The 23,874-nt window shown below is 68.9% G+C and carries 26 protein-coding genes; 17 read left to right on the top strand and 9 right to left on the bottom strand.

Annotation, left to right across the window (positions count from 1 at the left end):
- Nucleotides 1-20: 20 nt before the first annotated feature.
- The 7 genes from hpf to RCAP_RS00560 form a co-directional block, all read right to left on the bottom strand.
- Nucleotides 21-596, bottom strand: a complete 576-nt coding sequence (hpf, locus tag RCAP_RS00590) for a ribosome hibernation-promoting factor, HPF/YfiA family (RefSeq protein ID WP_013065865.1) — start codon at nucleotides 594-596, stop codon at nucleotides 21-23.
- 226 nt (nucleotides 597-822) lie between these two features.
- A complete protein-coding gene (lptB, locus tag RCAP_RS00585) occupies nucleotides 823-1,581 on the bottom strand; it encodes an LPS export ABC transporter ATP-binding protein (RefSeq protein ID WP_013065864.1) in 759 nt (252 codons plus the stop codon).
- A complete protein-coding gene (lptA, locus tag RCAP_RS00580; protein WP_013065863.1) occupies nucleotides 1,578-2,063 on the bottom strand; it encodes a lipopolysaccharide transport periplasmic protein LptA in 486 nt (161 codons plus the stop codon). Before lptA ends, lptB begins: the two co-directional genes overlap by 4 nt.
- Before the next feature lie 7 nt (nucleotides 2,064-2,070).
- On the bottom strand, nucleotides 2,071-2,670 hold the full coding sequence (locus RCAP_RS00575) for a hypothetical protein (RefSeq protein ID WP_013065862.1): 600 nt from the start codon (nucleotides 2,668-2,670) through the stop codon (nucleotides 2,071-2,073).
- Nucleotides 2,670-3,626 carry a KpsF/GutQ family sugar-phosphate isomerase gene (locus tag RCAP_RS00570; protein WP_013065861.1) on the bottom strand — a complete coding sequence of 319 codons (957 nt, stop codon included), beginning with the start codon at nucleotides 3,624-3,626 and terminating at the stop codon, nucleotides 2,670-2,672. The genes RCAP_RS00575 and RCAP_RS00570 overlap by 1 nt, the downstream gene beginning before the upstream one ends.
- Nucleotides 3,607-4,221, bottom strand: a complete 615-nt coding sequence (locus tag RCAP_RS00565; RefSeq protein WP_013065860.1) for a ribonuclease D — start codon at nucleotides 4,219-4,221, stop codon at nucleotides 3,607-3,609. Before RCAP_RS00565 ends, RCAP_RS00570 begins: the two co-directional genes overlap by 20 nt.
- A 105-nt stretch (nucleotides 4,222-4,326) precedes the next feature.
- Nucleotides 4,327-5,253, bottom strand: a complete 927-nt coding sequence (locus tag RCAP_RS00560) for a helix-turn-helix transcriptional regulator (protein WP_013065859.1) — start codon at nucleotides 5,251-5,253, stop codon at nucleotides 4,327-4,329.
- A 126-nt stretch (nucleotides 5,254-5,379) separates the two neighbouring features.
- On the opposite strand from RCAP_RS00560, the gene RCAP_RS00555 reads away from it, so the two are divergent.
- A complete protein-coding gene (locus tag RCAP_RS00555; protein ID WP_013065858.1) occupies nucleotides 5,380-7,488 on the top strand; it encodes a TonB-dependent siderophore receptor in 2,109 nt (702 codons plus the stop codon).
- The gene (locus tag RCAP_RS00550) at nucleotides 7,488-8,309 is read left to right on the top strand and encodes an alpha/beta hydrolase (RefSeq protein WP_013065857.1); all 822 of its coding nucleotides are present in this window, start codon (nucleotides 7,488-7,490) and stop codon (nucleotides 8,307-8,309) included. The genes RCAP_RS00555 and RCAP_RS00550 overlap by 1 nt, the downstream gene beginning before the upstream one ends.
- Before the next feature lie 2 nt (nucleotides 8,310-8,311).
- On the opposite strand, the gene RCAP_RS00545 is transcribed toward RCAP_RS00550, so the two are convergent.
- Entirely contained in the window at nucleotides 8,312-8,620 is a 309-nt protein-coding gene (locus tag RCAP_RS00545) for a DUF2218 domain-containing protein (protein WP_013065856.1), read from the bottom strand.
- 110 nt (nucleotides 8,621-8,730) lie between these two features.
- Here RCAP_RS00545 and RCAP_RS19115 point away from each other — a divergent pair, with 110 nt between their 5' ends.
- From RCAP_RS19115 to RCAP_RS00470, 15 genes are all read left to right on the top strand, one after another.
- The gene (locus tag RCAP_RS19115; protein WP_013065855.1) at nucleotides 8,731-9,615 is read left to right on the top strand and encodes a siderophore ABC transporter substrate-binding protein; all 885 of its coding nucleotides are present in this window, start codon (nucleotides 8,731-8,733) and stop codon (nucleotides 9,613-9,615) included.
- Between the two features lie 6 nt (nucleotides 9,616-9,621).
- Nucleotides 9,622-10,560 carry an ABC transporter permease gene (locus tag RCAP_RS19110; RefSeq protein WP_013065854.1) on the top strand — a complete coding sequence of 313 codons (939 nt, stop codon included), beginning with the start codon at nucleotides 9,622-9,624 and terminating at the stop codon, nucleotides 10,558-10,560.
- A complete protein-coding gene (locus RCAP_RS00530) occupies nucleotides 10,550-11,497 on the top strand; it encodes an iron chelate uptake ABC transporter family permease subunit (protein ID WP_013065853.1) in 948 nt (315 codons plus the stop codon). Before RCAP_RS19110 ends, RCAP_RS00530 begins: the two co-directional genes overlap by 11 nt.
- On the top strand, nucleotides 11,494-12,258 hold the full coding sequence (locus RCAP_RS00525) for an iron ABC transporter ATP-binding protein (RefSeq protein ID WP_013065852.1): 765 nt from the start codon (nucleotides 11,494-11,496) through the stop codon (nucleotides 12,256-12,258). Before RCAP_RS00530 ends, RCAP_RS00525 begins: the two co-directional genes overlap by 4 nt.
- Before the next feature lie 248 nt (nucleotides 12,259-12,506).
- Nucleotides 12,507-12,893 carry a YbaN family protein gene (locus RCAP_RS00520; protein WP_013065851.1) on the top strand — a complete coding sequence of 129 codons (387 nt, stop codon included), beginning with the start codon at nucleotides 12,507-12,509 and terminating at the stop codon, nucleotides 12,891-12,893.
- Nucleotides 12,894-12,973: 80 nt separating this feature from the next.
- Entirely contained in the window at nucleotides 12,974-14,554 is a 1,581-nt protein-coding gene (locus RCAP_RS00515) for an ABC transporter substrate-binding protein (RefSeq protein WP_013065850.1), read from the top strand.
- Entirely contained in the window at nucleotides 14,539-15,540 is a 1,002-nt protein-coding gene (locus RCAP_RS00510; RefSeq protein WP_013065849.1) for an ABC transporter permease, read from the top strand. The genes RCAP_RS00515 and RCAP_RS00510 overlap by 16 nt, the downstream gene beginning before the upstream one ends.
- Nucleotides 15,537-16,391: an ABC transporter permease gene (locus RCAP_RS00505; protein ID WP_013065848.1), complete on the top strand. Its 855-nt coding sequence runs from the start codon at nucleotides 15,537-15,539 to the stop codon at nucleotides 16,389-16,391. The genes RCAP_RS00510 and RCAP_RS00505 overlap by 4 nt, the downstream gene beginning before the upstream one ends.
- Nucleotides 16,391-17,128: an ATP-binding cassette domain-containing protein gene (locus tag RCAP_RS00500; protein ID WP_013065847.1), complete on the top strand. Its 738-nt coding sequence runs from the start codon at nucleotides 16,391-16,393 to the stop codon at nucleotides 17,126-17,128. Before RCAP_RS00505 ends, RCAP_RS00500 begins: the two co-directional genes overlap by 1 nt.
- Nucleotides 17,122-17,730 carry an ATP-binding cassette domain-containing protein gene (locus RCAP_RS00495; protein ID WP_013065846.1) on the top strand — a complete coding sequence of 203 codons (609 nt, stop codon included), beginning with the start codon at nucleotides 17,122-17,124 and terminating at the stop codon, nucleotides 17,728-17,730. The genes RCAP_RS00500 and RCAP_RS00495 overlap by 7 nt, the downstream gene beginning before the upstream one ends.
- 135 nt (nucleotides 17,731-17,865) lie before the next feature.
- Nucleotides 17,866-19,869: a TonB-dependent receptor domain-containing protein gene (locus RCAP_RS00490; RefSeq protein ID WP_013065845.1), complete on the top strand. Its 2,004-nt coding sequence runs from the start codon at nucleotides 17,866-17,868 to the stop codon at nucleotides 19,867-19,869.
- Between the two features lie 43 nt (nucleotides 19,870-19,912).
- Nucleotides 19,913-20,962: a hemin-degrading factor gene (locus RCAP_RS00485; protein ID WP_037090879.1), complete on the top strand. Its 1,050-nt coding sequence runs from the start codon at nucleotides 19,913-19,915 to the stop codon at nucleotides 20,960-20,962.
- Nucleotides 20,959-21,804: a heme/hemin ABC transporter substrate-binding protein gene (locus RCAP_RS00480; RefSeq protein ID WP_013065843.1), complete on the top strand. Its 846-nt coding sequence runs from the start codon at nucleotides 20,959-20,961 to the stop codon at nucleotides 21,802-21,804. The genes RCAP_RS00485 and RCAP_RS00480 overlap by 4 nt, the downstream gene beginning before the upstream one ends.
- 1 nt (nucleotide 21,805) lies before the next feature.
- Nucleotides 21,806-22,870 (top strand): FecCD family ABC transporter permease, encoded by a 1,065-nt coding sequence (locus RCAP_RS00475; protein ID WP_013065842.1) that lies wholly within the window; start codon nucleotides 21,806-21,808, stop codon nucleotides 22,868-22,870.
- A gap of 3 nt (nucleotides 22,871-22,873) precedes the next feature.
- On the top strand, nucleotides 22,874-23,653 hold the full coding sequence (locus RCAP_RS00470; protein ID WP_013065841.1) for a heme ABC transporter ATP-binding protein: 780 nt from the start codon (nucleotides 22,874-22,876) through the stop codon (nucleotides 23,651-23,653).
- Here the strand turns inward: RCAP_RS00470 and RCAP_RS00465 are convergent.
- Nucleotides 23,632-23,868, bottom strand: coding sequence for a FeoC-like transcriptional regulator (locus RCAP_RS00465; protein ID WP_013065840.1), 237 nt, complete (start codon nucleotides 23,866-23,868; stop codon nucleotides 23,632-23,634). The genes RCAP_RS00470 and RCAP_RS00465 overlap by 22 nt on opposite strands.
- Between the last annotated feature and the right edge of the window lie 6 nt (nucleotides 23,869-23,874).

Raw genomic sequence — 23,874 nt, 5'->3', positions numbered from 1 at the left:
CCGCGCCCATCGTCGAACGCTCACTTGATGTTGCGGGGATCGATCCAGCCGACGTTGCCGTCGTCCCGCCGGTAGACCACGTTGACCCCGCCGTGTTTCTCGTTGCGGAAGACCAGAAGCGGCTTGGTCGAGAGCTCCATCTGCATCACCGCCTCGCCGACCGAGATCGTGGGGACTTTCGTCTCCATCTCGGCGACGATCACCGGCGCCAGGCTGTCGCCATCGGGTTCCGTCTCGTCATCTTCCGCGGCGAGCACATACAGGCCCGCGGCATCGAATTCAACCGGCGTCACGCGTTCGCGGTGATGGTCTTTCAGGCGGCGTTTGTGACGGCGCAGCTGCTTGTCCATCTTTTCGCGGCAGGCCTCGAACGCGGCATAGACCTCGCCCGCACGGCCCGCGGCCGAGGCGGTCAGGCCGGTGGACAGGTGCACGGTGATTTCGCAGACATATTCATGCGAGGTCCGCGAAAAAACCACGGTCGCATCGGTGGGTCGCTGCATGTATTTGTCGACCGTTTCCCCCAATTCGGTCTTCACATGGGTTTGCAGGGCTTCGCCAACGTCGAGCTGTTTTCCGCTGATCTGATAACGCATGGCTTCTCCTTCACGTCATTGTCCCGCAACCGGAATGCTCTGTCCGGAATGCGAGGTGGTTGAACTCTTCTTTGAAACCGGGGAGGTCGAGCCCCAAAACCGGAGCGGGCCGGGAATCGGGCCGAACGGGAAACGGGGCGAGGGTGCGTTGGTGCACATACCCCGTATTTGGGAACGGAACGGCGGGGCTGTCAACTGCCCGAACGCATCCTTTGTGAAACCTTTGTTACTGAATGCGGAAATTCTCGCCGAGGTAGACGCGACGGACGTTTTCGTCCTGCACCACCTCTTCGGTGCGGCCCGACATCAGCACCCTGCCATCGTGAAGGATATAAGCCCGATCGACGATTTCCAGCGTTTCCCGGACGTTGTGATCGGTGATCAGAACGCCGATGCCGCGTTCTTTCAGATGCGACACCAGGGCGCGGATCTCGGCCACCGCAATCGGGTCCACCCCTGCAAAGGGTTCATCCAGAAGCAGATATTTCGGGTCAGCCGCCAGACAGCGGGCAATTTCGACCCGCCGCCGCTCGCCGCCCGAGAGCGCCAGCGCCGGCGCCTGCCGCAGATGGGTGATGGCGAAATCGCCCAGAAGTTCCTCCAGCCGCTCGCGGCGGTGGTGCGGATCGGCGACGGCGATTTCCAGCACCGCCATGATGTTCTGCTCCACCGTCAGGCCGCGAAAGATCGAGGCCTCCTGCGGCAGATAGCCGATGCCCAGCCGGGCACGGCGATACATCGGCAGCCCGGTCGCGTCGATCCCGTCGATGCTGACCCGCCCGGCATCGGGCGCCACCAGCCCGGCGATGGCGTAAAAGCAGGTGGTCTTGCCCGACCCGTTCGGACCGAGCAGCGCCACCACCTCGCCGCGTTCCAGCCGCAAGGACACATCGCGCAACACCAGCCGCTTGCGATAGCTCTTGCGCAGGCTGGTCACATCCAGCCCGGTCAGGCTTTCGGCATCGATCCTTTTCGCCTCGGTCATGGGGTTTCCCCCGGTTGCAGGATGGTCCGCACCCGACCGTCCATCCGCCCGGTGCCGGTCTTCAGATCGATCGTCATGTGCTGCCCCGAAAGCACGTTCGGCCCTTGGGTCAACAGCACGTCGCCGGTCAGCTCGACCGCGCCCGCGGCGACCTCATAGACGGCTTCGCGGGCCTCGGCCGCATCCTTGCCCGAGACCAGCGTCACCCCGCCCGAGGCATGCAGCTTCGCGATCCTGCTGCGGTCGGCGCCATATTCGACCTCGACCTTTTCGGCCTTCAGCCGCATCGGCCCCTGCACGATCAGCACATTGCCGGTGAAGACCGCAGAGCCATCGGCCTGATGCACCGAGAGGCTGTCGGCGGTCACCTCCACCTGCGCGTCGGGATCGGTGCGCAGGCCGGGAAAGGCGACCTCCTGGGCCAGGGCCGCCCCGAAACCGAGGGCAAGGGTCAGACCGGCAAGGGCAGGCAGAAAGCGCATCGGAACCTCATTTCTGCGGGTGATATATCAGCTTCACACCGCCTTGGAACACCAGATCAGAGCCGGTTTCCGCATCCTTGCGGTCAATCTGCATCCGTCCGGCCTGCAAGTTGCCAAAGGGCGCCTCGGCCGAGACCGCGCCCGGGGCGGTGATCGCGGTGCGGTCGGTCGCCATGTAAAGCTGCTCGGTCGAGATCCGGTAGCCCGAGGAGGTCTGCACCGCCACCCCGTCGCGCAGCCGGATCTGCCCGGCGGCAGGATCGATCCGGCCGGATTTCGCCCGCAGGTCGGTGACGACGCCCGGCCCTTCCTCCAGCTTGGCGATGATCTGGCTGGCAGAGGCGCCCTTGCCCGCCGGGTCCGGCGCGGCGGTGGCGGCCCGCACGGTCAGCGCCGCGCCGTCCTCGGTCAGGCCGGAAAACTCGGGCGCGGTCAGGCGCTGCTCGCGGGCAAGCGTGGTGACATCGACCTTGGAATAGATCGCCGCCGTCGTCGGATCGACCTTGCCGGAAAACAGGAACAGCGTCGAAAGCAGCATCAGCGCGCTGAGCGGCAGGGCGATCTTCGCCCAATGCACCAGCGCGGTATGACGGCTCTCGGCGGTCATCACACCACCCCGGCGCGCAGGCAGTCGTGGATATGCAGGATGCCGACCGGCTTGCCGTCCTCGACCGCGAAGAGGCAGGTGATCTTGCAGTCGTTCATCACCGCCACGGCGGCCTCGGCCAGCGCGGTGGGGGCGATGGTGCGCGGCGTGCGGGTCATCACCTCGGCCACGCTGCGCGACAAGAGCCCGTCCATGTGGCGGCGCAAATCGCCATCGGTGACGATGCCGATCAGCCGCCCCCCGGCATCGGTGACGCCGACGACGCCGAAGCCCTTTTGACTGATGATCAGAAGCGCCTCGGGCATCGGCGTCGTGCCGGTGACCAGCGGCATGTCCCGGTGCATCAGATCCGCGACTTTCGACAGCTTCGCCCCCAGCTTGCCGCCGGGGTGGAAAGTGCGGAAATGTTCGGGGGTGAACTGGCGATGCTCCATCAGCGCGACCGCCAGCGCATCGCCCAAGGCCAGCGTCATCGTTGTCGAGGTGGTGGGCACGACGCCGGTGCCGCAAGCCTCGACCGCCTGCGGCAGCACCAGCGCCACATCGGCCTGCCGCAACAGCGTCGAATCGGGCCGCGCGGCGACGCCGATCAGCGGAATGGAAAACCGCCGCGTATGGGCGATCAGATCGGCCAGCTCCGGCGTCTCGCCCGAATTCGACAGCACCAGCGCCACATCCTCGCGCGTGACCATGCCCAGATCGCCATGGCTCGCCTCGGCCGGATGCACGAATTGCGCGGGCGTGCCGGTGCTGGCCAAGGTCGCCGCGATCTTGCGCGCGATATGGCCCGACTTGCCCATGCCCGAAACGATCACCCGCCCGCGCGCAGAAAGGATCATCTGCACCGCCGCGCCAAAGGCGCCGTCCAGACTTTCGGCCAGCGCCGTCAGCCCGGCGATCTCGATTTCGATCACCCGCCGCGCGGTCTTGGCGAAATCAGTGGTGGAAGATGTCATTCGGTTCCTCCCAGCCCATCAGGTCCAGCCGGGCCCGGGCGGGCAGGAAGTCGAAACAGGCCTGCGCCAGCTCGGTCCGGCCCTCGCGGGCAAGCCGGGTCACCAGCGCCGCTTTCAGCTGATGCAGGTAAAGCACGTCCGAGGCGGCATAATCGAGCTGCGCCGCGGTCAGTTCCGCCGCGCCCCAATCCGAGGTCTGCTGCTGTTTCGACACATCGACGCCCACCAGATCCTGCAGCAGATATTTCAGCCCGTGCCGGTCGGTGAAGGTGCGCACCATCTTCGAAGCGATCTTGGTGCAGAAGACCGGCGCGGTCACCACGCCGAAGGCATTGTAGAGCGCGGCAATGTCGAACCGGGCGAAGTGGAAAAGCTTTTCCACCTTCGGATCGGCCAGCATGGCGCACAGCCGCGGCGCCTCGGTCTGACCCTTCGCGATCTGCACCAGATGCGCATGGCCATCGCCCGAGGACATCTGCACGAGGCACAGCCGGTCGCGGCGCGGATCAAGCCCCATGGTTTCGGTATCGATGGCGACGACAGGGCCAAGATCAAGCCCCTCGGGCAGGTCGTTCTGATGCAGATGAATGGTCACGGGCAATCCTTTCGCGACGTTTCGCGCAGATATACAGAGTTTGCCCGGGCTTTGCCACGCCCGACGGGTCACGGCGCGGTGACGCGGCCGAAAACCGCGCCCGGCTCAGCGCCCCAGCGCCGAGGGCGGCAGGCCGAACTGGCGCCGAAAGGCCGTGGCGAAGCTCTCGACCGAAACGAAGCCCGCCAGATGCGCCGCCGCGCGCACGCTCGCGCCGCCGCGCAGCGCCGCCTCGGCCCGGCGCAGCCGCAAGTCGCGGATCCGCGCCTTGGCCGAAAGACCATAGGCACGCCGGAACAGCCGTTGCAGCGACGACAGGCTCATCCCTGCCTCCTCGGCGATCTGCGCCAGATCGGGCATCGGACCGGGCTGCAGCGCCCGCTCCTCCAGCCGCCGCAGCCGCTCGGTCTCGGCCGGGCGCAGCGCCCCGGGGGCGGCGGTCAGCCGCGTCATCAACCCCGCGACAAGGCCGAAGGCCCGCGCCTCGCGCAGCAACAGGGTGCAGGGATCGGCCCCCGCCCGGTCCAGCGCCACCAGCTCTTCGGCCAGCACGCTTTCGGCCGCCGTCGCGGGCCAGGTCTCGTGCCGAAAGGCGGCGCCGTCCAGAACCCGTTCGGGCGGGATGCCGCGCGCCGCCAGCCAGTCCCAGCCGATGTCGATGCTGACCTTGCGCAGGTGATCCCCCGCCCGCGCCCGGCGCAGGAACGGCGCCGCCGCGCCCAGCGCGTAAAAGGCCATCCGCACCGGCTCTTCGGCCCGCCGTTCCAGCCGCAACCGATGCGGCCCGATGAAGGCCTCGGCGCTGCCCGCAAGGATCAGATGCAGCACCACCCCCGGCGCGCGCAGGATCCGGGTCTCGAAATCGGTCGCGGCCTGCGCGTCCAGCGTGTGCAGCCGCAGCCCCGAGGGCAGAGCCCCCGCCGCCCGCCGCCCTTCAAGCGCCACCCGCTCGGGACGAATCGTGGCGCCAAAGTCCACCCCCGACAGATGCGCGCTGGCGGCAATGTCCTGCAGCAGGATCGAACGGGTCATCGCAGCCCCAGTCTGACGGTTTCGACAAGCAGTTTGACGGTTTTCGCAAGCCCGGGCCGTGGCGGCGCCAAGCTTGCCGCGTTTATATATTACAAAAATTATCGGATATAAAGACGAGGAACCGGAATGCAGAGACTGACAATCCGCAGCGCGCTTTTCCTTGGCACCGCGCTTGTCGCGCCGCTGCTTGCGGGCGGGGCCTGGGCCGAGGACAGCACCGATCTGGGCGCCATCACGGTCAAGGGCGCCAGCTACGAGACCGAGGGTTCGGACAGCTACAAAAGCGGGCTGATCTCGGTCGGGGAAAAGGCGGCGATGACCCCGCGCGAAGTGCCGCAATCGACCTCGGTCGTGACCCGCAAGCAGATCGAGGACGGCGGCTATACCGCGCTGGAAACCGCGATCGAGAACACCCCGGGCCTTTTGGTGCTGTCGAATGACATCGGCCGGTCCTCGCTGTTCTCGCGCGGGTTCGAGCTGGATTATCTTTATTACGACGGGCTGCCCGCGCCGGTCAGCTCGATCTATGGCACGCAGCCGGATCTGTCGATCATCGACCATGTGGAGGTTCTCAAGGGGCCCTCGGGGCTGTTCATCGGCGCGGGCTCGCCTGCGGGGGCGGTGAACATGCGGCTGAAACAGGCGAACCGGACCGAGCCGGGCGGGTCGGTCACCGCCACCGTCACCTCGGTCGGGCAAAAGCGGCTGGAGCTGGATTACGGCGGCGCATTGAACGCCGCGGGAACTCTGCGCGGCCGGGTGGTGGCGGCCCATGCGGCGGGCGACGGCTTTGTCGACAAGCAGGAAAACGGCGTCGATCAGCTTTATGGCGCGCTGGCCTGGGACATCGGCCCGAACACCACCGCGACCTTCTCGATCTCGAACATGCGCCGCGACATCGCGCCCTACAACGGCCTGCCGACCCGGGCCGACGGCACGCTGCTGTGGCTTGATCCGGCGGTCACCACCGCCGCCGACTGGAACCGCTTCGACAATGACGTGACCGATGGCGTCGCCGCGATCGAGCACCGCTTCGACAATGGCGTCCGGGTCAAGACCAGCCTGCGCCGCTCGCATCAGTCGGGCGATTTCCTTTACGCCTATACCGGCACGGCGGCGGCGGCCGACAATACCGTGTCGCGGCTGTCCTGGATCGCCCGCGATTTCACCCATGACACCACCGCCTTCGACGCCCATGCCGAACTGCCCTTTGCGCTGGGCGGCTGGGAGGGTCTGGCGATCCTGGGCGTCGATGCGCAAAACAGCGACACCAATCTGCGCGTCGCCTCGGGCAGCTTTTCCGGCAGCTGGGATCTGGACAACTGGAACACCTCCGGGCTGGCGGCGCCGAACGTGACCTATGGGCCGGTGGCGACGACCGACACCACCTCGCGCGGGGTCTATGCGCAGGGGCGGCTGAAACCGACCGACCGGCTGACGCTGCTCGGCGGGGCCCGGCTGAGCTGGCATGATGTCGATTCGGTCTCGGCCAGTGGCTTGCGGACGCAGGTGGGCGTGGATGCCCATCCGACGCCCTTTGCCGGGGTGACCTTCGATCTGACCCCGGAAACGACGCTTTACGCCAGCTACACCGAGATCTTCCAGACCCAGACCGCGCTGGATGCGGCGGGCCGGGTGCTCGATCCGCTCGAAGGCCAGCAGATCGAGATCGGCGCCAAGGCGACGCTGGGCGCGGGGCTCGATGTCTCTGCCGCGCTGTTCCAGCTCGATCAGGTGAACCGGGCGCAGACCGTGCCGGGCACCACCTATGCCGTGGCCGAGGGCGAAGTGCGGATGCGCGGCTTCGAGATCGAAGCGGCGGGCGAGATCGGCCCTTCGCTGCATCTGGCGGGCGGCTACACCTGGTCGACCTCGGAATATCGCAACGGCCCCACCGCGGGCGAGCAATTCTCGACCTACACGCCGCGGCACATGCTGAAGCTTTCGGCCGAATATGACGTGACCGAGGGGGCACTGGCCGACTGGTCCTTTGGCGGGCAATGGCGGGCGGTCTCGGGCTTTTCCTCGGTTTCGGGCACGACCACGATCCGCGCCCCGGGCTATGGCGTGCTCGACCTGACCGCGAAACGGCAGCTGAACGAGATGACCGATCTGCGGCTGACGGTCTCGAACGTGCTCGACAAGGATTACTATTCCCGCGTCGGCGGCCCGACCGTCTTCAACTTCCGCGGCGAGCCCCGCAGCGTCTCGCTGGCGCTGACGCGGCGGTTCTGATGCGACGGCTGCTGGCCTTGGCGCTGGTTCTGGGCGGCACGGGGGCGGCCGCCCAGACTGTCGGGACGGTGCAGGATCTGGGACCGGCGCTGGTGCTTGACCGCACCGCCCGGTTCGAGATCGCCGCGCCGCAGGGGCCCTTGGCCGTGGTGGTGGGCTGGCCCGACGCGCCGCCCCCGCCCGAGGGCTACGGCATCATCTATGCGCTGGACGCGGGCTGGAGTTTCGCGACGCTGCGCGAGGCGCTGGTGCTGCAGGGCTCGGCGCAGGCGGCGGGGCCGGTGCGGCCGACGGTGGTGGTGGGGATCGGCTGGCCCGGGCCGGGGCTGATCGATCTGGCGCGGCGCGGCCCCGATCTGATCGAGGCCCCGGGGGCGGCGGCGACGCTTGCGCTGCTGACCGAGACGATCCTGCCGCGGGTCGAGGCGGTGCTGCCCGTCGATCCGCGGCACCGGATGGTGCTGGGCCATTCCTATGGCGGCGCCTTTGCGCTGCGGGCGGGCTTTGCGCGGCCGGATCTGTTCAGCCATGTCGCGGCGGGCAGCCCCTCGCTCTGGACCGATCCGGGGGCCTATGCGCCGCCGCCCGGGCCGCGCCCGGCGGTGCTCTTGACGATCGGGGCGCTGGAACGGCCCGCTGCGGCCAAGGCGGCCGGGATCGCCCCCGACCGGGTAGAGCGGCTGGCCGAGCGCGACATGGCGGGCCGGGCCGGACGGCTGGCGCAGGATCTGGGCACCGAACTTCAGGACATCCCCGGTCAGGGCCATGGCGGCTCTGTCCCGGGGTTTCTGGCTGCCGCGGTCAGTTTCCTGTGGCGCTGATCTCAGCCGACCTCGGCCGGAGCGGCCTCGATCTGCCACTGCAACCCGGTGAACCCCTCGCGATGGGCAAAGGTCACCAGATGGCTGTCGACCACGAAGCGCGACTGGATCATCGCCTTGGCATCCTCGGCGGTGATCCGCACCAGCAGCGCATCGGCCTCGGCGCGCAGGCTGACCGGGCCCGAGGGCAGCGCCGCCTGTCCCTGCCCCTCGTCCCAGTCGGCGGGAACCTTGTGGGCGAAATGCTTGCACAACTGCGCGATGTATTTCGCGGCATGCGGGGTGGCAAAACGGGCAGTGGTGACGAACATCCGTATATCCTTAGTTTTTTTGTAGGCTACCTGCTGGTCAAGACCCGGGCAAGGGGGTATCTGAGCCCGGGCGAAGCCAGTTTCAGCCACGCCAGACCCGGAGAGACCCGATGAAACGCTTTGCACTTGCGGCGGCGCTGACGCTGGCCGCCCTTCCCGTCCTTGCCGATCCGGTGACGATCGCCACCGCCCGCGGCCCGGTCAGCCTGCCTGCCGCCCCCGCCTCGGTCGCCGTCTTCGACGTCGCCGCCGCCGATACCCTGACGGCGCTTGGCGTCACGCCCAGCGGCCTGCCGGACAAGCTTTACGTCCAATATCTTGACCCGAAAGCCGCCGCGCCGATCGGCACGCTGTTCGAGCCCGACCTCGAGGCGCTGTCGGCGCTTGCGCCCGATCTGATCATCGTGGGGGCGCGGTCGGCGGCGCAATTCGACGCCGTGGCGCAGGTGGCGCCGACGCTCGACATGTCGATTTCCGCCGATGTGGTCGGCGATGCCCGGGCCCGGCTGGCCGCCTATGGCGCGCTTTTCGGCAAGGAGGCCAAGGCGGCCGAGCTGGCCACCGCGCTTGAGGCCCGCATCGCGGCGCTGCAGGCGGCCGCGACGGGCAAGGGCGATGCGCTGATCGTGCTGACGAACGGGCCGAAGATTTCCGCCTATGGCCGCGGCTCGCGCTTTGGCTGGATCCATGACACGGTCGGCCTGCCCGAGGCCTGGCCGGCGCTGAAACCCGAGGTGCATGGCGATGCGATCTCGTTCGAATTCATCGCCGAGGTCGATCCCGACTGGCTGATTGTCGTCGATCGCGGCGCCGCCACCGGAGCCGAGGGGCCCTCGGCCGCCGAGACGCTGAACAACCCGCTGGTGGCGGGCACCAAGGCGGCGAAGGCCGGGCAGGTGGTCATGCTGAACGCCGCCGATCTTTACATCGCAGGCGGCGGCTATCAGGCGCTGATGGAAAATCTGGCCGAGCTTCTGGCCGCGCTGAAAGGCTAAGGGCCGATGCCGCGCCCATTGTTTCTTGCGCTTGGCGGGCTGGGGCTTCTGGCCCTTGCCAGCCTGTGCATCGGCGCGGCCAGTCTGGACGGGCGGGCGGGGCTTTTGCTCTCGGTCTCGCGTCTGCCGCGGACGGCGGCGGCGATCCTGACCGGGGCGGCGCTGGCGGTGGCGGGCGTGGTGATGCAGCAGATCGTGCGCAACCGCTTCGTCGAGCCCGCCACGGCGGGCACGCCCGAGGCGGCGGCGGCCGGGCTTCTGGCGATCACCCTTGTCGCCCCCGCCGCGCCGATCTGGGCCAAGATGATCGTGGCGGCCCTTTCGGCCCTTGTCGGCGCCGTTCTGTTCGCCGCGCTGATCCGCCGCCTGCCCCCGCGCGAGATCTATCTGGTGCCGCTTTCCGGGCTGATCCTGTCGGGCGTTCTGGGCGCGGGCGTGACCTTTGTCGGCTGGGAAACCGATCTGCTGCCCTATGTTTCGGTCTGGCTGATGTCGGGCGAGTTTTCCGGCGTCATCGCCGGGCGCTATGAACTCCTGTGGGTCGCGGGCGTGGCGGTGGCGCTGGCCTGGGCCGCCGCCGACCGCTTCGCCATCCTCGGCCTTGGCCCCGAGGCCGCCACCGCGCTGGGTCTGAACCCCCGGGCGGTGCTGCGCCTTGGCCTTGCGGTGGTGGCGCTGGTCACCGCGATGGTGGTGGTGACGGTGGGCATGTTTCCCTTTGTCGGGCTGATCGTGCCCAATCTGGTGACGCGGGTGATGGGCGACAATCTGCGCGCCGCCCTGCCCGTCGTGGCGCTGGCGGGGGCGGCGCTGGTGCTGGCCTGCGATCTGCTCGGGCGGATCCTCATCCACCCCTACGAGATCCCCGCCGGGACGATTCTGGGCGTGATCGGGGCGCTTGCCTTCCTGTGGCTGTTGTGGCGGGGCGATCGCGATGGGCGCTAGGCTTTGGATCGCGCTGGCGGCGGGGGTGGCGCTGGTCACCGGGCTTTGGCTGTTTCAGGGCCTTTCCGGCAATGCCGGTTTCGTGCTGTCGCTGCGGGCAGGGAAACTGGCGGCGCTGGCGCTGGTGGCGGCCTCGGTGGCGATGGCGACGGTGCTGTTTCAGACCGTGGCGCAGAACCGGATCCTGACGCCCTCGATCATGGGGTTCGATGCGCTTTATCTGCTGGTGCAGAGCGTTTCGCTGGCCACGCTGGGCATCTCGGGTTTTGCCGCCCTGCCTGCCGGGCCGAAATTCCTGCTGGAAACCGCGCTGATGACCGGCCTTGCCGCGGCGCTGTTCGGCACGCTTCTGGGCCGCGCGCGGGGCGCCGACATCGGTCGCACGATCCTGAGCGGGGTGATCCTCGGCATCCTGTTCCGGTCCGGGTCGGTGCTGGTGATGCGGGTGCTCGACCCGAATGCCAATGCCGTCGTGCAATCGGTGAGTTTCGCCAATTTCTCCCGCCCCTCGGTCGAGACGCTGCTTTGCGCCGCCACCCTTGCCCTGCCCGCGATGGCGCTGGCGCTTTGGCTGGGGCCGCGGCTTGACGTGCTGGCCCTGGGCCGCGACCGGGCGCTCTCGCTTGGTCTGCCGCATCGGGCGATGGTGAGGGCGACACTGGCGCTGGTTGCCGTGCTGACCGCGACGGCGACGGCACTGGTGGGGCCGATCGCGTTTTTCGGGCTGATCGTGACAGGGCTGGCGCAAAGCCTCGCGCCCGGGGCGCCGCATCGGCAGCTGCTGGCCCTGTCGGTGGGGCTGGCGCTGATCGGGCTGATCGGCGGGCAATGGGCCTTCGAACGGGTGCTGGGCCTGAAAGCGACGCTCAGCGTCGTGCTGGACTGCGGCGGCGGGCTTTTGTTCCTGGTGCTGCTGATGCGGGGGAAGATCCGATGATCGAGGTGACGGAGCTGTCTTTCACGGTGGGCGGGGTGCAGATTCTGGCGCCGACGACGCTGACCCTGCCCGCGGGCCAGATCACCGCGCTGATCGGGCCGAACGGGGCGGGGAAATCGACGCTGTCACGGCTGATCGCGCGGATCGAGACGCCGCCGCCGGGCCGGGTGCGGGTGAACGGGCGCGATGTGGCGACGACCCCGGGCGGAGTGCTGGCACGGGACCTCGCCTTTCTGGGGCAGCACACCGGGCTCGCCTCGCGGCTGCGGGTGCGGGAGCTGGTGGCCTTCGGGCGCTGGCCGCATTGCCATGGCCGTCCGGGGCCCGCCGATCACGCCGCGATCGACCGGGCGCTGCGGGATTTCGAACTGGAGCCGCTGGCGCATCGCTTCCTTGACACGCTTTCGGGCGGGCAGGCGCAGCGGGCGCATCTGGCAATGGCGGCGGCGCAGGAAACGCCCTGGCTGATCCTCGACGAGCCGCTGAACAACCTCGATCTGGCGCATGCACGGGCGCTGATGGCGCATCTGGCGCGGCTGCGCGATGCGGGCGGCTCGGTGCTGATCGTGCTGCACGATCTGAATTTCGCCGCCGCCTGGGCCGATCATGTCGTGGCGATGAAGGCGGGCGCGGTGGTGGCCACCGGCACGCCCGAGGCGGTGCTGACCGGGCCGCGCCTTTCCGCGCTTTACGACACCGAGATCGCGGTGATCACGCAGGGCGGCCGCCCGCTGGTGCTGCATCATCTGGCGCCTGCCTGATCCCCGGCCCGCCCGGCGGCGTTGACATGGCAGATTGTTTTTGTCAGCTTTGACGAATCCGACCCCGCACTTGCCCCGGACCTCGGCAGAACGGCAATTTCCGTTGCGTCCTTGTCCCGGCTGTGGCCTGCTTCACGCCAGAGGACCGCGACATCATGTCCGGGGTTCGGCGGTTCGGGGGGTGATTCGGTTTCACGCGACGCCGCCCGGTCCGGCGCGGTCGTCCGGCCACGAGAGGGAGGCGAAAGATGACCCAGCACACGCCCGGAGAACGTCTTGTGCGGGCGGTCTATCTGACCATCGGCCTGATCTTCACCGCCGTCGCCTTTGTCGGCATCTTTCTGCCGGTGCTGCCGACGGTGCCGTTCCTGATCCTTGCCGCGGCTTTCTTTGCCCGCTCCTCCGAACGGCTGGAGGACTGGCTGCTGACCCATCCCGCTTTCGGCCCGATGCTGCGCGACTGGCGCGAACGCGGTGCGATCCCGCGGCGCGGCAAGGTGATGGCGCTGTGCGGCTCGGCGCTGGGTCTGGCGCTGTTCATCCTGCTGCGCCATCCCGCCGCCTGGCAGACCGCCGGCGTGGCCGCGCTGATGGTCACCGGCGTCGGCTATGTCTTCAGCCGTCCCACCGCCTGACCCCCCGCCCCCCGCATTGGCTGTGGACAGAGGCCCGGATCGTATGATTTAGTTTCGACGAAATCATACTTGGGGGCAAGATGTCGCTGAAAACCTTTAAAGGGCTTGTGCCTGCCGCGCTGCTGGGTCTGGCTTTGGCACCCCCGCTGCAGGCCGGTCCGGTGCCGCCGCTGGTTCTGGCGGTGGGGGGCGAGCCCGAGGGCGGCTTCGATCCGGTGATGGGCTGGGGCCGCTACGGCAACCCGCTGTTTCAGGCAACGCTGCTGCGCTTCGACGCCGATCTGACGATGGTCGGCGATCTGGCGACCAGCTGGAGCCTGTCGGACGACCGGCTGACCTGGACGATCAAACTGCGGCAGGATGCGAAATTCTCGGATGGGACGGCGCTGACGGCCGAGGATGTGGCCTTCACCTTCAACACCGCGCGCGATGCGGGCGGGCTCGTCGACATGAAGATCCTGCGCGAAGCCCGCGCCATCGCCCCCGACACGGTGGCGCTGGAGCTGACGCGGCCGCAGATCACCTTCACCAGCCATCTGGTCGGGCTCGGCATCGTGCCGAAGGCGGGCTATGGCGCGGATTACGCCCGCCATCCTATTGGCGCCGGGCCGTTCCGGATGGTCGAATGGCGCCCGGGCGAGCAGCTGGTGGTCGAGCGGAACCCCTATTGGCACGGCGGCGCCATAGCCTTTCCGCGGGTCAGTTTCATCTTCGGCGAAGAAGCGGCGGCGATCGCGCTGGCGCAGACCGGGGCGGTGCAGGTGGCGGCCGTGCCCCCGGCAGGCTCTGACGCGCCGCCTGCGGGCATGCGGGCGCTGCATGTGAAGACGGTCGACAACCGCGGCGTGATGTTCCCGATGGTGCCCGCCGGGGGCAAGACCGCGGAGGGCAAGCCCATCGGCAATGACGTGACCGCCGATCCCGCGATCCGCCGCGCGCTCAACCAGCTTCTTGACCGCAAGGCGCTGGTCGATCTGGCGCTGGAGGGCCATGGCCGCCCGGCGCATGGTCCGGCCGATGGCCTGCCCTGGGACCAGCCCGCAAGCGCCCTGCCCGATGCCGATCCGATCGCCGCCGCCGTCACGCTGGAGGCCGCGGGCTGGGTCGATGGCAACGGCGACGGTCTGCGCGAAAAGAACGGGCAGGAGGCGCGGTTCACCCTTGTCTATCCGGCCTCGGATTCGCTGCGCCAGGCGCTGGCGCTGGGCGTTGCCGAACAGGCGAAATCGGTGGGGATCGCCATCGAACCCTCGGGGAAAAGCTGGGACGACATCGAGAACGTAATGCATCAAGATGCGGTGCTGTTCGGCTGGGGGGCGCATGATCCCTCTGAGATTCATGCGCTTTATCACGGCGATTTCGCGGGGGTCGATTACTACAACGCCGGCTATTACCGGAACCCGGCCGTCGATGCGCATCTGGATGCCGCGCAGGCCGCCCCGGATTTCGCCGCCTCGCTGCCGGACTGGCAGGCGGCGCAATGGGATGGCAGCACCGGCTTTGGCGCGCGCGGCGATGCCGCCTGGGCCTGGCTGGTGAACATCGATCACAATTACTGGGTCAGCGATTGCCTTGACCTTGGTCCGCTGCAGATCGAGCCGCATGGCCATGGCTATCCGATCACGCAGGGGCTGCAAGGCTGGACATGGACCTGCAAGTGATGGCCCGCAGCTGGCTGGCGCGGCTGCTTCTGGACCGGCTGATCCGGCTGATCTGGCTGCTGCCGCTGGCGATGGCGGGGCTCTTCACGCTGGTCTCGCTGGCCCCGGTCGATCCGGTGCAGGCCTATGTCGGCGCGCGGGTGGCGCAGGTCGGCCCCGAGCAACGCGCCGCCATCGCCGAGGCCTGGGGGCTGAATGCCCCCGCGCCGGAGCGGTTCTGGCTCTGGCTGTCGCATCTCGCCACGGGCGATTTCGGCACTTCGATCAGCTACAACGCCCCGGTGCTGGATCTGATCGCCCAGCGCGCCGGGGCCTCGCTGGCGCTGATCGGAACGGGCTTCTGTCTGGCGCTGGCGCTGGGCTTCACCCTGGGCCTGCTGGCGGCGGCGATGCGGGGGCGCTGGCCGGACCGGCTGATCCGGGGTCTTGCGGTGATGCTTTCCGCCAGCCCGGGGTTCTGGATCGCGATCCTGCTGATCTCGGTGTTTGCCGTGGGGCTGGGCTGGCTGCCCGCCTGCTGCGCCGCGCCGCCCGGCCTGACCGCCGCCGAAGCCAGCCTTGGCGCGCGGCTGACCCATCTGATCCTGCCTGCCGCGACGGTTTCGGTCGTCGGCATTTCGGCGCTGATCCTGCATACCCGCGCCCGGGCCACGGCGTTTCTGGAAAGCCCGGCGGCGCGGCATCTGGCGGCGCATGGGGCCTCGCCGCTGCGGCTGGCCTTTCGCTATGGCGCCCGGCATGCGATCGGCCCGGCGCTGACGGTGCATCTGGCGGGGGCGGGCGAGCTGGTCGGCGGCTCGGTTCTGGCCGAGACGATCTTTGCCTGGCCCGGGCTGGGGCAGGCCACCGTGCGCGCCGCCACCGGGGCCGATGCGCCGCTGCTGCTGGGCATCGCGCTGGCGACGCTGGTGTTCGTCTTTTGCGGCAACCTTCTGGCCGATATCGCCGCGCGGCTGGCCGATCCGCGGCTGAAGGAGATGCGATGACCGATGCCAGCCTGAGCCTGCGCCCGATGGCGCTGCGATCGCCCCTGCGCCGGGCGCTGCTCTGGCGCGGCGGGCTGGTGACGGCGGTCTTCGCGGCGCCGATCCTGATCGCGCTGGCCCTGCCCGAGACCGGCCCGGCGGTGAATGCGCTGACCCGGAACCTGCCGCCCTCGGTGGCGCATCCGTTCGGCACCGATGCGCTGGGCCGCGACATGGCGGCGCGCAGCTTTGCCGCGCTCGCCGTTTCGGTGAAGGTCGGGCTTTTCGCCGCGATCCTGTCGACGGCGCTGGCGGTGGGGCTTGGCCTTGCCGCGGCGCTGGACCGTCGCCTGGACCGGATCGTCGGCGTGCTGACCGAGATGGCGCTGGGCCTGCCGCATTTCGTGCTGATCATGCTGGTCGCCTATGCGGCGGGCGGCGGGATCTGGGGGGTCGTTTTCGGCGTCGGGCTGACGCATTGGCCGCGGCTGGCCCGCGTGCTGCGGCACGAGGCGCAGACCGTCGCGGTGGCCGATTTCGTGACCGTCTCGCGCGCGCTGGGGCGGTCGCCGCTCTGGATCGCGCGGCATCATCTGGCGCCGCATCTGCTGCCGCAGGTGGTGGCGGGCTTCGTCTTGATCTTTCCGCATGCGATCCTGCACGAGGCGGGGCTCTCCTTCATCGGCCTTGGCATTCCGCCGCATCTGCCCTCGATCGGGGTGATCCTGTCGGAAAGCCTGCGCGGGATTCTGGCCGGGCATTGGTGGGTGGCGCTGTTTCCGGGGCTGGGGCTGATGATCGTCGCGCTCAGCTTCGAGCTTTTCGGCGAGACCCTGCGCCGCGCCGCCGACCCGCGCGAGGGGGTGGCGTGATGCTGCGGGTCACGGCGCTCTCGGTGCGGTTTCGCCGCCATGACGGCGGTCACAGCCAACCGCTTTCCGGTCTGGACCTGACCCTGGCCCGCGGCGAGGTGGTGGGGCTGGTGGGCGGCTCCGGCGCGGGCAAAAGCCTGGTGGCCGAGGCGCTGATGGGCCTGTTGCCCCGCAATGCCGAGGTTTCGGGGCAGATCACGCTGGCCGGGCAACCGCTGGCGCGGGGGCAGCTGGCGCTGGCGCCGCAGGGGATCGACGCGCTTGATCCGCTGACCCGGCTGGGCGATCAGATCCGCCGCTTTGCCCGGCTGGCGGGGCAGCCGCCGCCCGATGTGACCGCCTGTCTGGCCCGGCTTGGCCTGCCCGCGCCCGCCGCCCGGGCCTTTCCGCATCAGCTGTCGGGGGGCATGGCGAAACGGGCGCTGATCGCCACTGCGCTGGCCACCGGCGCCGGTTTTCTGATCGCCGACGAGCCGACGCTGGGCCTTGACCCGGAGACCGCGGACCGGATCCTGGCGCTTTTGGCCGGGCTGGCCGCCGAGGGGCACGGGGTCTGCGTGATCAGCCATGATCTGCCGCGGCTGATCGCCATCGCCGGGCGGGTCACGATCTTGCAGGAGGGCCGGATGGTCGAAACCGCGCAGGCGCAGGAATTCACCGGCGGGCAGCTGCGGCATCCGTTTTCCCGCGCGCTCTGGTCGGCGCAGACCTGGACCGGGGCGGATCTGCCATGCTGAGGGCCGAGGCGATCTCGCTGGCCTTCGGCGGCCGTCCGGTGCTGCAGGATCTCTCCCTCACCCTGGCGCCGGGCGAGGTTCTGGGGCTTTGCGGCCCCTCGGGCGCGGGGAAATCGACGTTGGCGCGGGTGCTGTCGGGGGCGCTGACCCCGGATGCCGGACGGGTGCTGTGGCAGGGCGCCGCCCTGCCCCGGCGTCAGCCCGGCCCGGTGCAGCATGTGCCGCAGGCGCCGGAACTGGCCGTCGATCCGCGCTGGAATGTCGGGCGCATCCTGGCCAATGCCGCGCCGCCCGACCCCGAGGTTCTGGCCGCGCTGGCGATCCGTCCCGGCTGGGCCGACCGCCACCCGGCCGAGCTGTCGGGCGGCGAGCTGGCCCGGGTGTCGCTGGCGCGGTTCTTCCTGCCGCAGACGCGGGTGCTGATCTGCGACGAGATCACCGCGCAGCTCGATGCGCTTTCGGCGCAGGCGCTGTGGCGGGGGCTTGTGCCGTTGGCACGGTCCCGCGGCATGGCGCTGCTCGTGATCAGCCACGATGCCGCGCTGCGCCGGGCGCTGTGTTCCCGGCAGATCTCCCTCGAAGCTCTGCCCACAACGGTCTGAACGCCCCCAACCTGACTTCGGCGCGGCAAAAACCATTTCTTGACAAAATGACTAGGATAATGATGATCCCGGCAGATGAAGGACTGCCAGCGCATTGCCAGCAAAGCCCAGAGCCGCTTTTGACTGGAGACACCCATGCGCCGCCTTTCCCGGCACTTTGCCGCCTTTCTGCTTTGCTCGACCGCGCTGTCGCTGCCGCTTGCGCCCGAACAGGCTGACGACACGACCTGGCTTGGTCAGATCGTGATCGGTTACGCCGAGGACGGCACGCCGATCCTTGCGGGGGAAAACGCCACCCATCTGACCGGCGACGACCTGCGCGGCGCCACCAGCACCACCGATGTCGACGGGCTGTTGCGGGTGCAGACCTCGGTCTTCACGCAAAAGGATCCGGGCAATCCGGGCGTTTCGGTGAATATCCGCGGCTTCGAGGGCTCGGGCCGGGTGGCGATGTCGGTGGATGGCGTGCCGCAAAGCTTCCGCCTGACCGGCCATGCGGCGCAGGGCTATGTTTTCGTGGATGAAAACCTGCTTTCGGGGATCGACATCACGCGCGGTCCGGTGACCGGGCTGGGCGGGTCGGGCATCGCCGGTTCGGCGAATTTCCGCACGCTTGATGTGGGCGACGTGCTGAAGGAGGGGCAGAGCCGGGGCGGGCTGGTGCGGCTGGACCATGCCTCGAACGGCGACACCACCTCGGGGATGGCGGCGGCGGCGGTGAAGGCGGGGCGGTTCGACGCGCTGGCCGCGATCAGCCGCCACAGCGGCGACAGCTACGAGGACGGCGACGGCATCGAGGTCGCCAATACCGGCACCGACATTTCCTCGGCGCTGCTGAAGCTGGGCTATGACCTGACCGAGAGCCAGCGGCTGACCTTTTCGCTGATGCGCTACGAGACCGACTTTTTCGCCACGAGCTATTTCCAGCATCTGACGAATGATGTGGCGAAGATCGGCTATCACTACGACCCCGGCTCGAAGCTGATCGACCTGCGGGTGAATGCCTATCTCGCCAGGACCGAGACCGACTGGCTGCGCGGCAGCTCTCCCTTTGCTTCGGCGGTCGGGCGCAACATGTCGACCGAGACGGGCGGGCTGGACGTGACGAACACGTCAGAGCTGCGCTTTGGCGGCTGGCAGCTGACCAGCGTGAACGGCATCGAGGCGTCGCAGGACAGTCTGGGCGGAACCAAGGGCGGGGTGAACCCGACCACGGGCAAGGCGCGCAGGCTCTCGGCCTTTTCGGAAAACGTCTTCGTTCAGGGCAAATGGGAAATCACCGCGGGGCTGCGGGCGAATTCCTATCGGCTGGACGGAGAGGCCTCGCAGGGCACGATCGACATCAAGAATACCTCGCTCGATCCGAAGCTGACGCTGGCGTATCAGGCGACCGACTGGGTCCAGCCCTATGTGACGCTGTCGCGGGCGATGCGCTCGCCGACGCTGCAGGAAACCATGCTGGGTGGCAGCCATCCGGGCGGCGGCATCGGCATGATCGCCAACCCGCGGCTGGAGGCCGAGACGGAAGAGGGGGTCGAACTGGGCTTCACCCTGGATCGTGCAGGGCTTTTCGCCGAGGGCGACCGGCTGACCGGGCGGGTGAATTACTACAACATGGAGGTGGAGAATTACATCGTCAGCTCGATGGCCTTCACCAATGCCTTCGGCCAGACCGGCGCGGCCTTTGTCAACGTGCCCGGCAGGACGGAAACCGAGGGGGTGGAGATCGAGCTGGACTATGCCCACCGCGCCTTCGATCTGGGCCTGAGCTATACCCACAATTCCAGCCATCTGCCCAGCCAGACCCCGGGCCTTGGCGCCGGGCAATATCTGCCCGATGACACCGTTTCCGTCCGGCTTTCGCGCGATTTCATGGCGGATCGGCTGACGGTCGGGGCGCAATATACCCATGTCTCGGGCGGGCTTTTCACCGACGCCTACACCTCGACGCCCTATCAGAAGGACGACAGCTACGAGCTGGTCGATCTGTTCGCCAGCTATGACGTGACCGACGACGCGGTGATCTATGCCAAGGTCACGAATGTCTTCGACGAGGTCTATGCGCCCTGGCTGTCGGCCAATGCCTCTGAAAACGGGCAGGGCCGCACCCTGCATGTCGGCACCTCGATCCGTTTCTGAGATCCGTTTCCGAGATCCCTTCCGCCCCATGAAAGGAGAGCCGATGACGCCGCTCAGCCCCGAAGACATCCGCAAGGTCCGTGCGCTGGACCGCCGCCTGCATGCCCGCGATCTGGCCAGCCAGCTGGGTCTGGCAGAAGCCGAGATCTGCGCCGCTCTGGTGGGCTTTGGCGCCACGAGGATCGCCGCCAGCCCCGATCTGCTGATGCCGCGGCTGACCGCCTTCGGGCCGCTGATGGCGCTGACCCGCAACGATGCCTGCGTGATCGAAAAGGTCGGCGTCTATGACGATTACCGGCCGGGGCCCCATGCGGCGCTGGTGGTGAACGAGGAAATCGACCTGCGGATCTTTCCGGCGCAGTGGGTGCATGCCTTCGCGCTGGAGGAGGAGACGGAGAAGGGGCTGAAACGCTCGTTGCAGATCTTTGATGCGGCGGGGGATGCGGTGCACAAGGTGCATCTGCGCCCGGGCAGCGATGTCGGGCAGTGGCAGCCGCTGCTGGACGATCTGCGGCTTGCCGATCAGGCCTCGGCGCTGGCGCTGGCGCCGCGGCAGCCGCCCGAGGTCGCCAAGACGAACCCGGCCCGGCTGGAGGATCTGCGCGCGGGCTGGGCGGCGCTGGAAGACACGCATCAATTCCTGCGCCTGTGCGCGAAGCTGAAGATGAACCGGCTGGGCGCCTATCGGCTGGCCGGGGCGCCTTTCGTGCGGCGGCTGGCCCCGGGCTCGGTCGAGCGGCTGCTGTATCGTGCCGCCGAAATCGAGGTGCCGATCATGATCTTCGTCGGCAACCGCGGCTGCATCGAGATCCACACCGGCCCGGTCGGCCGGGTGGGCGATGCCGGGCCCTGGATCACGCTTTTTGATCACGGGTTTGATCTGCATCTGCGCATGGACGAGATCGCGGAAATCTATGCCGTGGTGAAGAACACCGCCCGCGGCCCCGCCCATTCGGTAGAGTTCTTCGATGCGCGCGGCCTGCTGATCGCGCAGATCTTCGGGGTGCTGCGGGCGGGGGCGCAGGCAGTGGCCGAATGGAACACGCTGGTGGCCGAACTGCCCGATGCCCCGCTGCGGGAGGCGGCGGAATGAGGACGCTTGTCTGTGCCACGGTGCTTGCGCTGCTGCCGGGCTGGCTTGCCGCGCAAGACCGCGTGCTCTCGATCGGCGGCGGCGTGACCGAGGTGGTCGCGGCTCTGGGCGAGGCGGGCCGCCTGGTCGGGCGCGACACCACCTCGACCTATCCGGCGACGATCACCGCCCTGCCCGACGTGGGCTACATGCGCGCGCTTTCGCCCGAAGGCGTGCTGTCGGTCGCGCCCGACCTGATCCTTTTGACCGAGGGCGCAGGCCCGCCGGAAACGCTGGAAACCCTGCGCGAAACCGGGGTGACGCTTGTCCCCGTGCCCGAGGGGCACAGCCCCGAAGCGGTTCTGGACAAGATCCGCACCGTGGCCGCGGCTTTGGGCGTGGCGGACAAGGGCGCAGCGCTGGCCGACCGGCTGGACGCCGAGATGACGGCGGCTCTGGCGCAGGTCGCGCAGGACAGCCGGCCGAAGCCGCGGGTGCTGTTTGTCCTGTCGAATTCCGGCGGGCGGCTGACCGGGGCGGGCACGGGCACCTCGGCCGCGGCGATGATCGCGCTCGCGGGCGGGCAGAATGCGCTGACCGGCTTTGCGGGCTACAAGGCGCTGGGCGACGAGGCGATTGCAGCTGCGGCGCCCGAGGTGATCCTGATGATGGCGCGCACGGGCGAGGACGCGGGCGATCATGGTGCAGCCGATCTGGCCAGCCATCCGGCGCTGGCCGCGACGCCCGCCGGACAGGCGGGCCGCGTCGTGCGGATGGACGGGATGCTGCTTCTGGGCTTTGGTCCCCGCACGCCCGAGGCGATCACCGCGCTGCATGCCGCGCTTCATCCGAAGGCGCCGTAAGATGGCCGAAACGACGCTTGCCGCGCCGCGACCGCGCCAGGTGGGGCTGCCGCAACGGCTGCCGGTGCCCTTGGTGACGGCGGCGCTGCTTTCTGCGCTTGTGCTGGCGGCGGCGGCAAGCCTGAGCCTTGGCGCCTCGGGGCTTCTGCCCTGGGAGCCGCTGATCCGCGATCTGTCGCCGGTCGAGACGGCGATCTTGCTCGATATCCGTCTGCCGCGGTTGTTCATGGGGGCGCTGGTCGGCGCGGCCCTGGCTGTATCGGGGGCGCTGATGCAGGGGCTTTTCCGCAATCCCCTGGCCGATCCGGGGCTGGTGGGCGTTGGCGCCGGGGCGGGGCTGGGCGCTGTGGCCGCGATCGTTCTGGGCGGCCTGCTGCCCGCGGCGTTCCGGGCCGCAACCGGGCCCTATGTCGTGCCGCTGGCGGCCTTTGCGGGCGGCTGGGCGGCGGTGCTGATCCTTGCGCGGATCGCCAGCCTGCGCGGGCAAACCTCGATCGCGACGCTGCTTCTGGCGGGGATCGTGCTCGGTGCGCTTGCGGGCGCGGTGACCGGGATCCTGATCTATCTCGCCGATGACAACCAGCTGCGCGACCTGACCTTCTGGGGGCTTGGATCATTGGCCGGGGCGAACTGGCTGAAACTGAGCGCCGCCGCGCCGATCCTGCTGGCGGGGCTTGCGGCTGCGCCGTTTCTGGCGCGCGGTCTGGATGCGATGGCTTTGGGCGAGGCGGTGGCGCATCACATGGGCGTGCCGGTCGAGCGGGTGAAACGCGGCGCGATCCTGTCGGTGGCGGCGATGACCGGCGCGGCGGTGGCGGTTTCGGGCGGCATCGGCTTTCTGGGCATCGTCGTGCCGCATATCCTGCGCCTTGCCATCGGGCCCTCGCACCGGCTGCTGTTGCCGCTTTCGGCGCTCTTTGGCGCGGCGCTGCTGGTTGCCGCCGATACCGTCGCGCGGCTGGTCGTGGCCCCTTCCGAATTGCCCATCGGCATCATCATGGCGCTGATCGGCGCCCCGGTGTTCCTGTGGATCCTCCTGGCCCGCCGTGCCGTCGTGGAGATTTGACCGATGCTGATTGCCACAGAGATCACCGCGAAACTGGGCGGGCGCGAGGTGCTGCACCGGCTCGATGTCGAGGCCCGGCCGGGACAGATCACCGCCATCGTCGGACCGAACGGATCGGGCAAGACGACGCTTCTGCGCCGCCTGACCGGGGATCTGCCGGGCGGCGGCGTGGTTCTGCTGGAGGGCGAGCCGGTGGCGAAACTCTCGCCCCGCGCTCTGGCCCTGCGCCGGGGGGTGCTGCCGCAGGCGGCGACGCTTGGTTTTCCCTTCACCCTGCGCGAGGTGGTGGCGATGGGCCATCAGGCCGGGGCCAGTGCCGCCCGGCCGGGCGTGGTCGAGGCCGCGCTGGCCGAGGTCGGTCTGGCGGCGAAGATCGACGGCTTCTTTCAGGACATGTCGGGGGGCGAGCAGGCGCGGGGCCATCTGGCGCGGGTGCGCGCGCAGGTCTGGGAGCCGGTCGCAGAGGGCCGCCCGGCCTGGCTTTTCGTCGATGAGCCGGTGGCGGCCTTGGACATCGGGCATCAGCTGCAGGTGATGGCGGTGCTGCGCCGCTTTGCCGATGCGGGCGGCGGCGTGGTCGCGGTGATGCACGATCTGAACCTGACCGCGATGCATGCCGATGCGATGATCCTGATGGAAGCGGGCCGGATTGCAGCCTCCGGCCCGCCCGAGCGGGTGATGACGGCGCCGCTTCTGTCACGGGCCTATCGCTGTCAGCTCTGTCTCAACACCGCGCCGCGCAAGGGGGTGTGGCTTCTGCCTCAGGCCGCGTCGCTGGGCTGAGGCAGGCAGTAATATTCCGCCGAGGCGCAGCCCTCCTTCGACTTGCAGCCGCAGCAGGCGGCCTCCTCGACCGCAAGGACAAGCCGTCCCTTGCGGACGAGCCGCCCGGCCATGTCCCGCATCGCCTCGGGAGAGGAGCCGAAATGCAGGCTCAGATCGCGCAGGCTCGCCCGGCCGACCCGGGCGACGTAGTCTTGAATGTCTTGCAGGGCCATCGCCGC

Origin of the sequence: Rhodobacter capsulatus SB 1003 (assembly GCF_000021865.1) — a bacterium.
GTDB lineage: Bacteria > Pseudomonadota > Alphaproteobacteria > Rhodobacterales > Rhodobacteraceae > Rhodobacter > Rhodobacter capsulatus_B.
The sequence above is the reverse complement of the archived record's forward strand: the minus strand, read 5'-3'. Positions and strand labels throughout refer to the sequence as shown.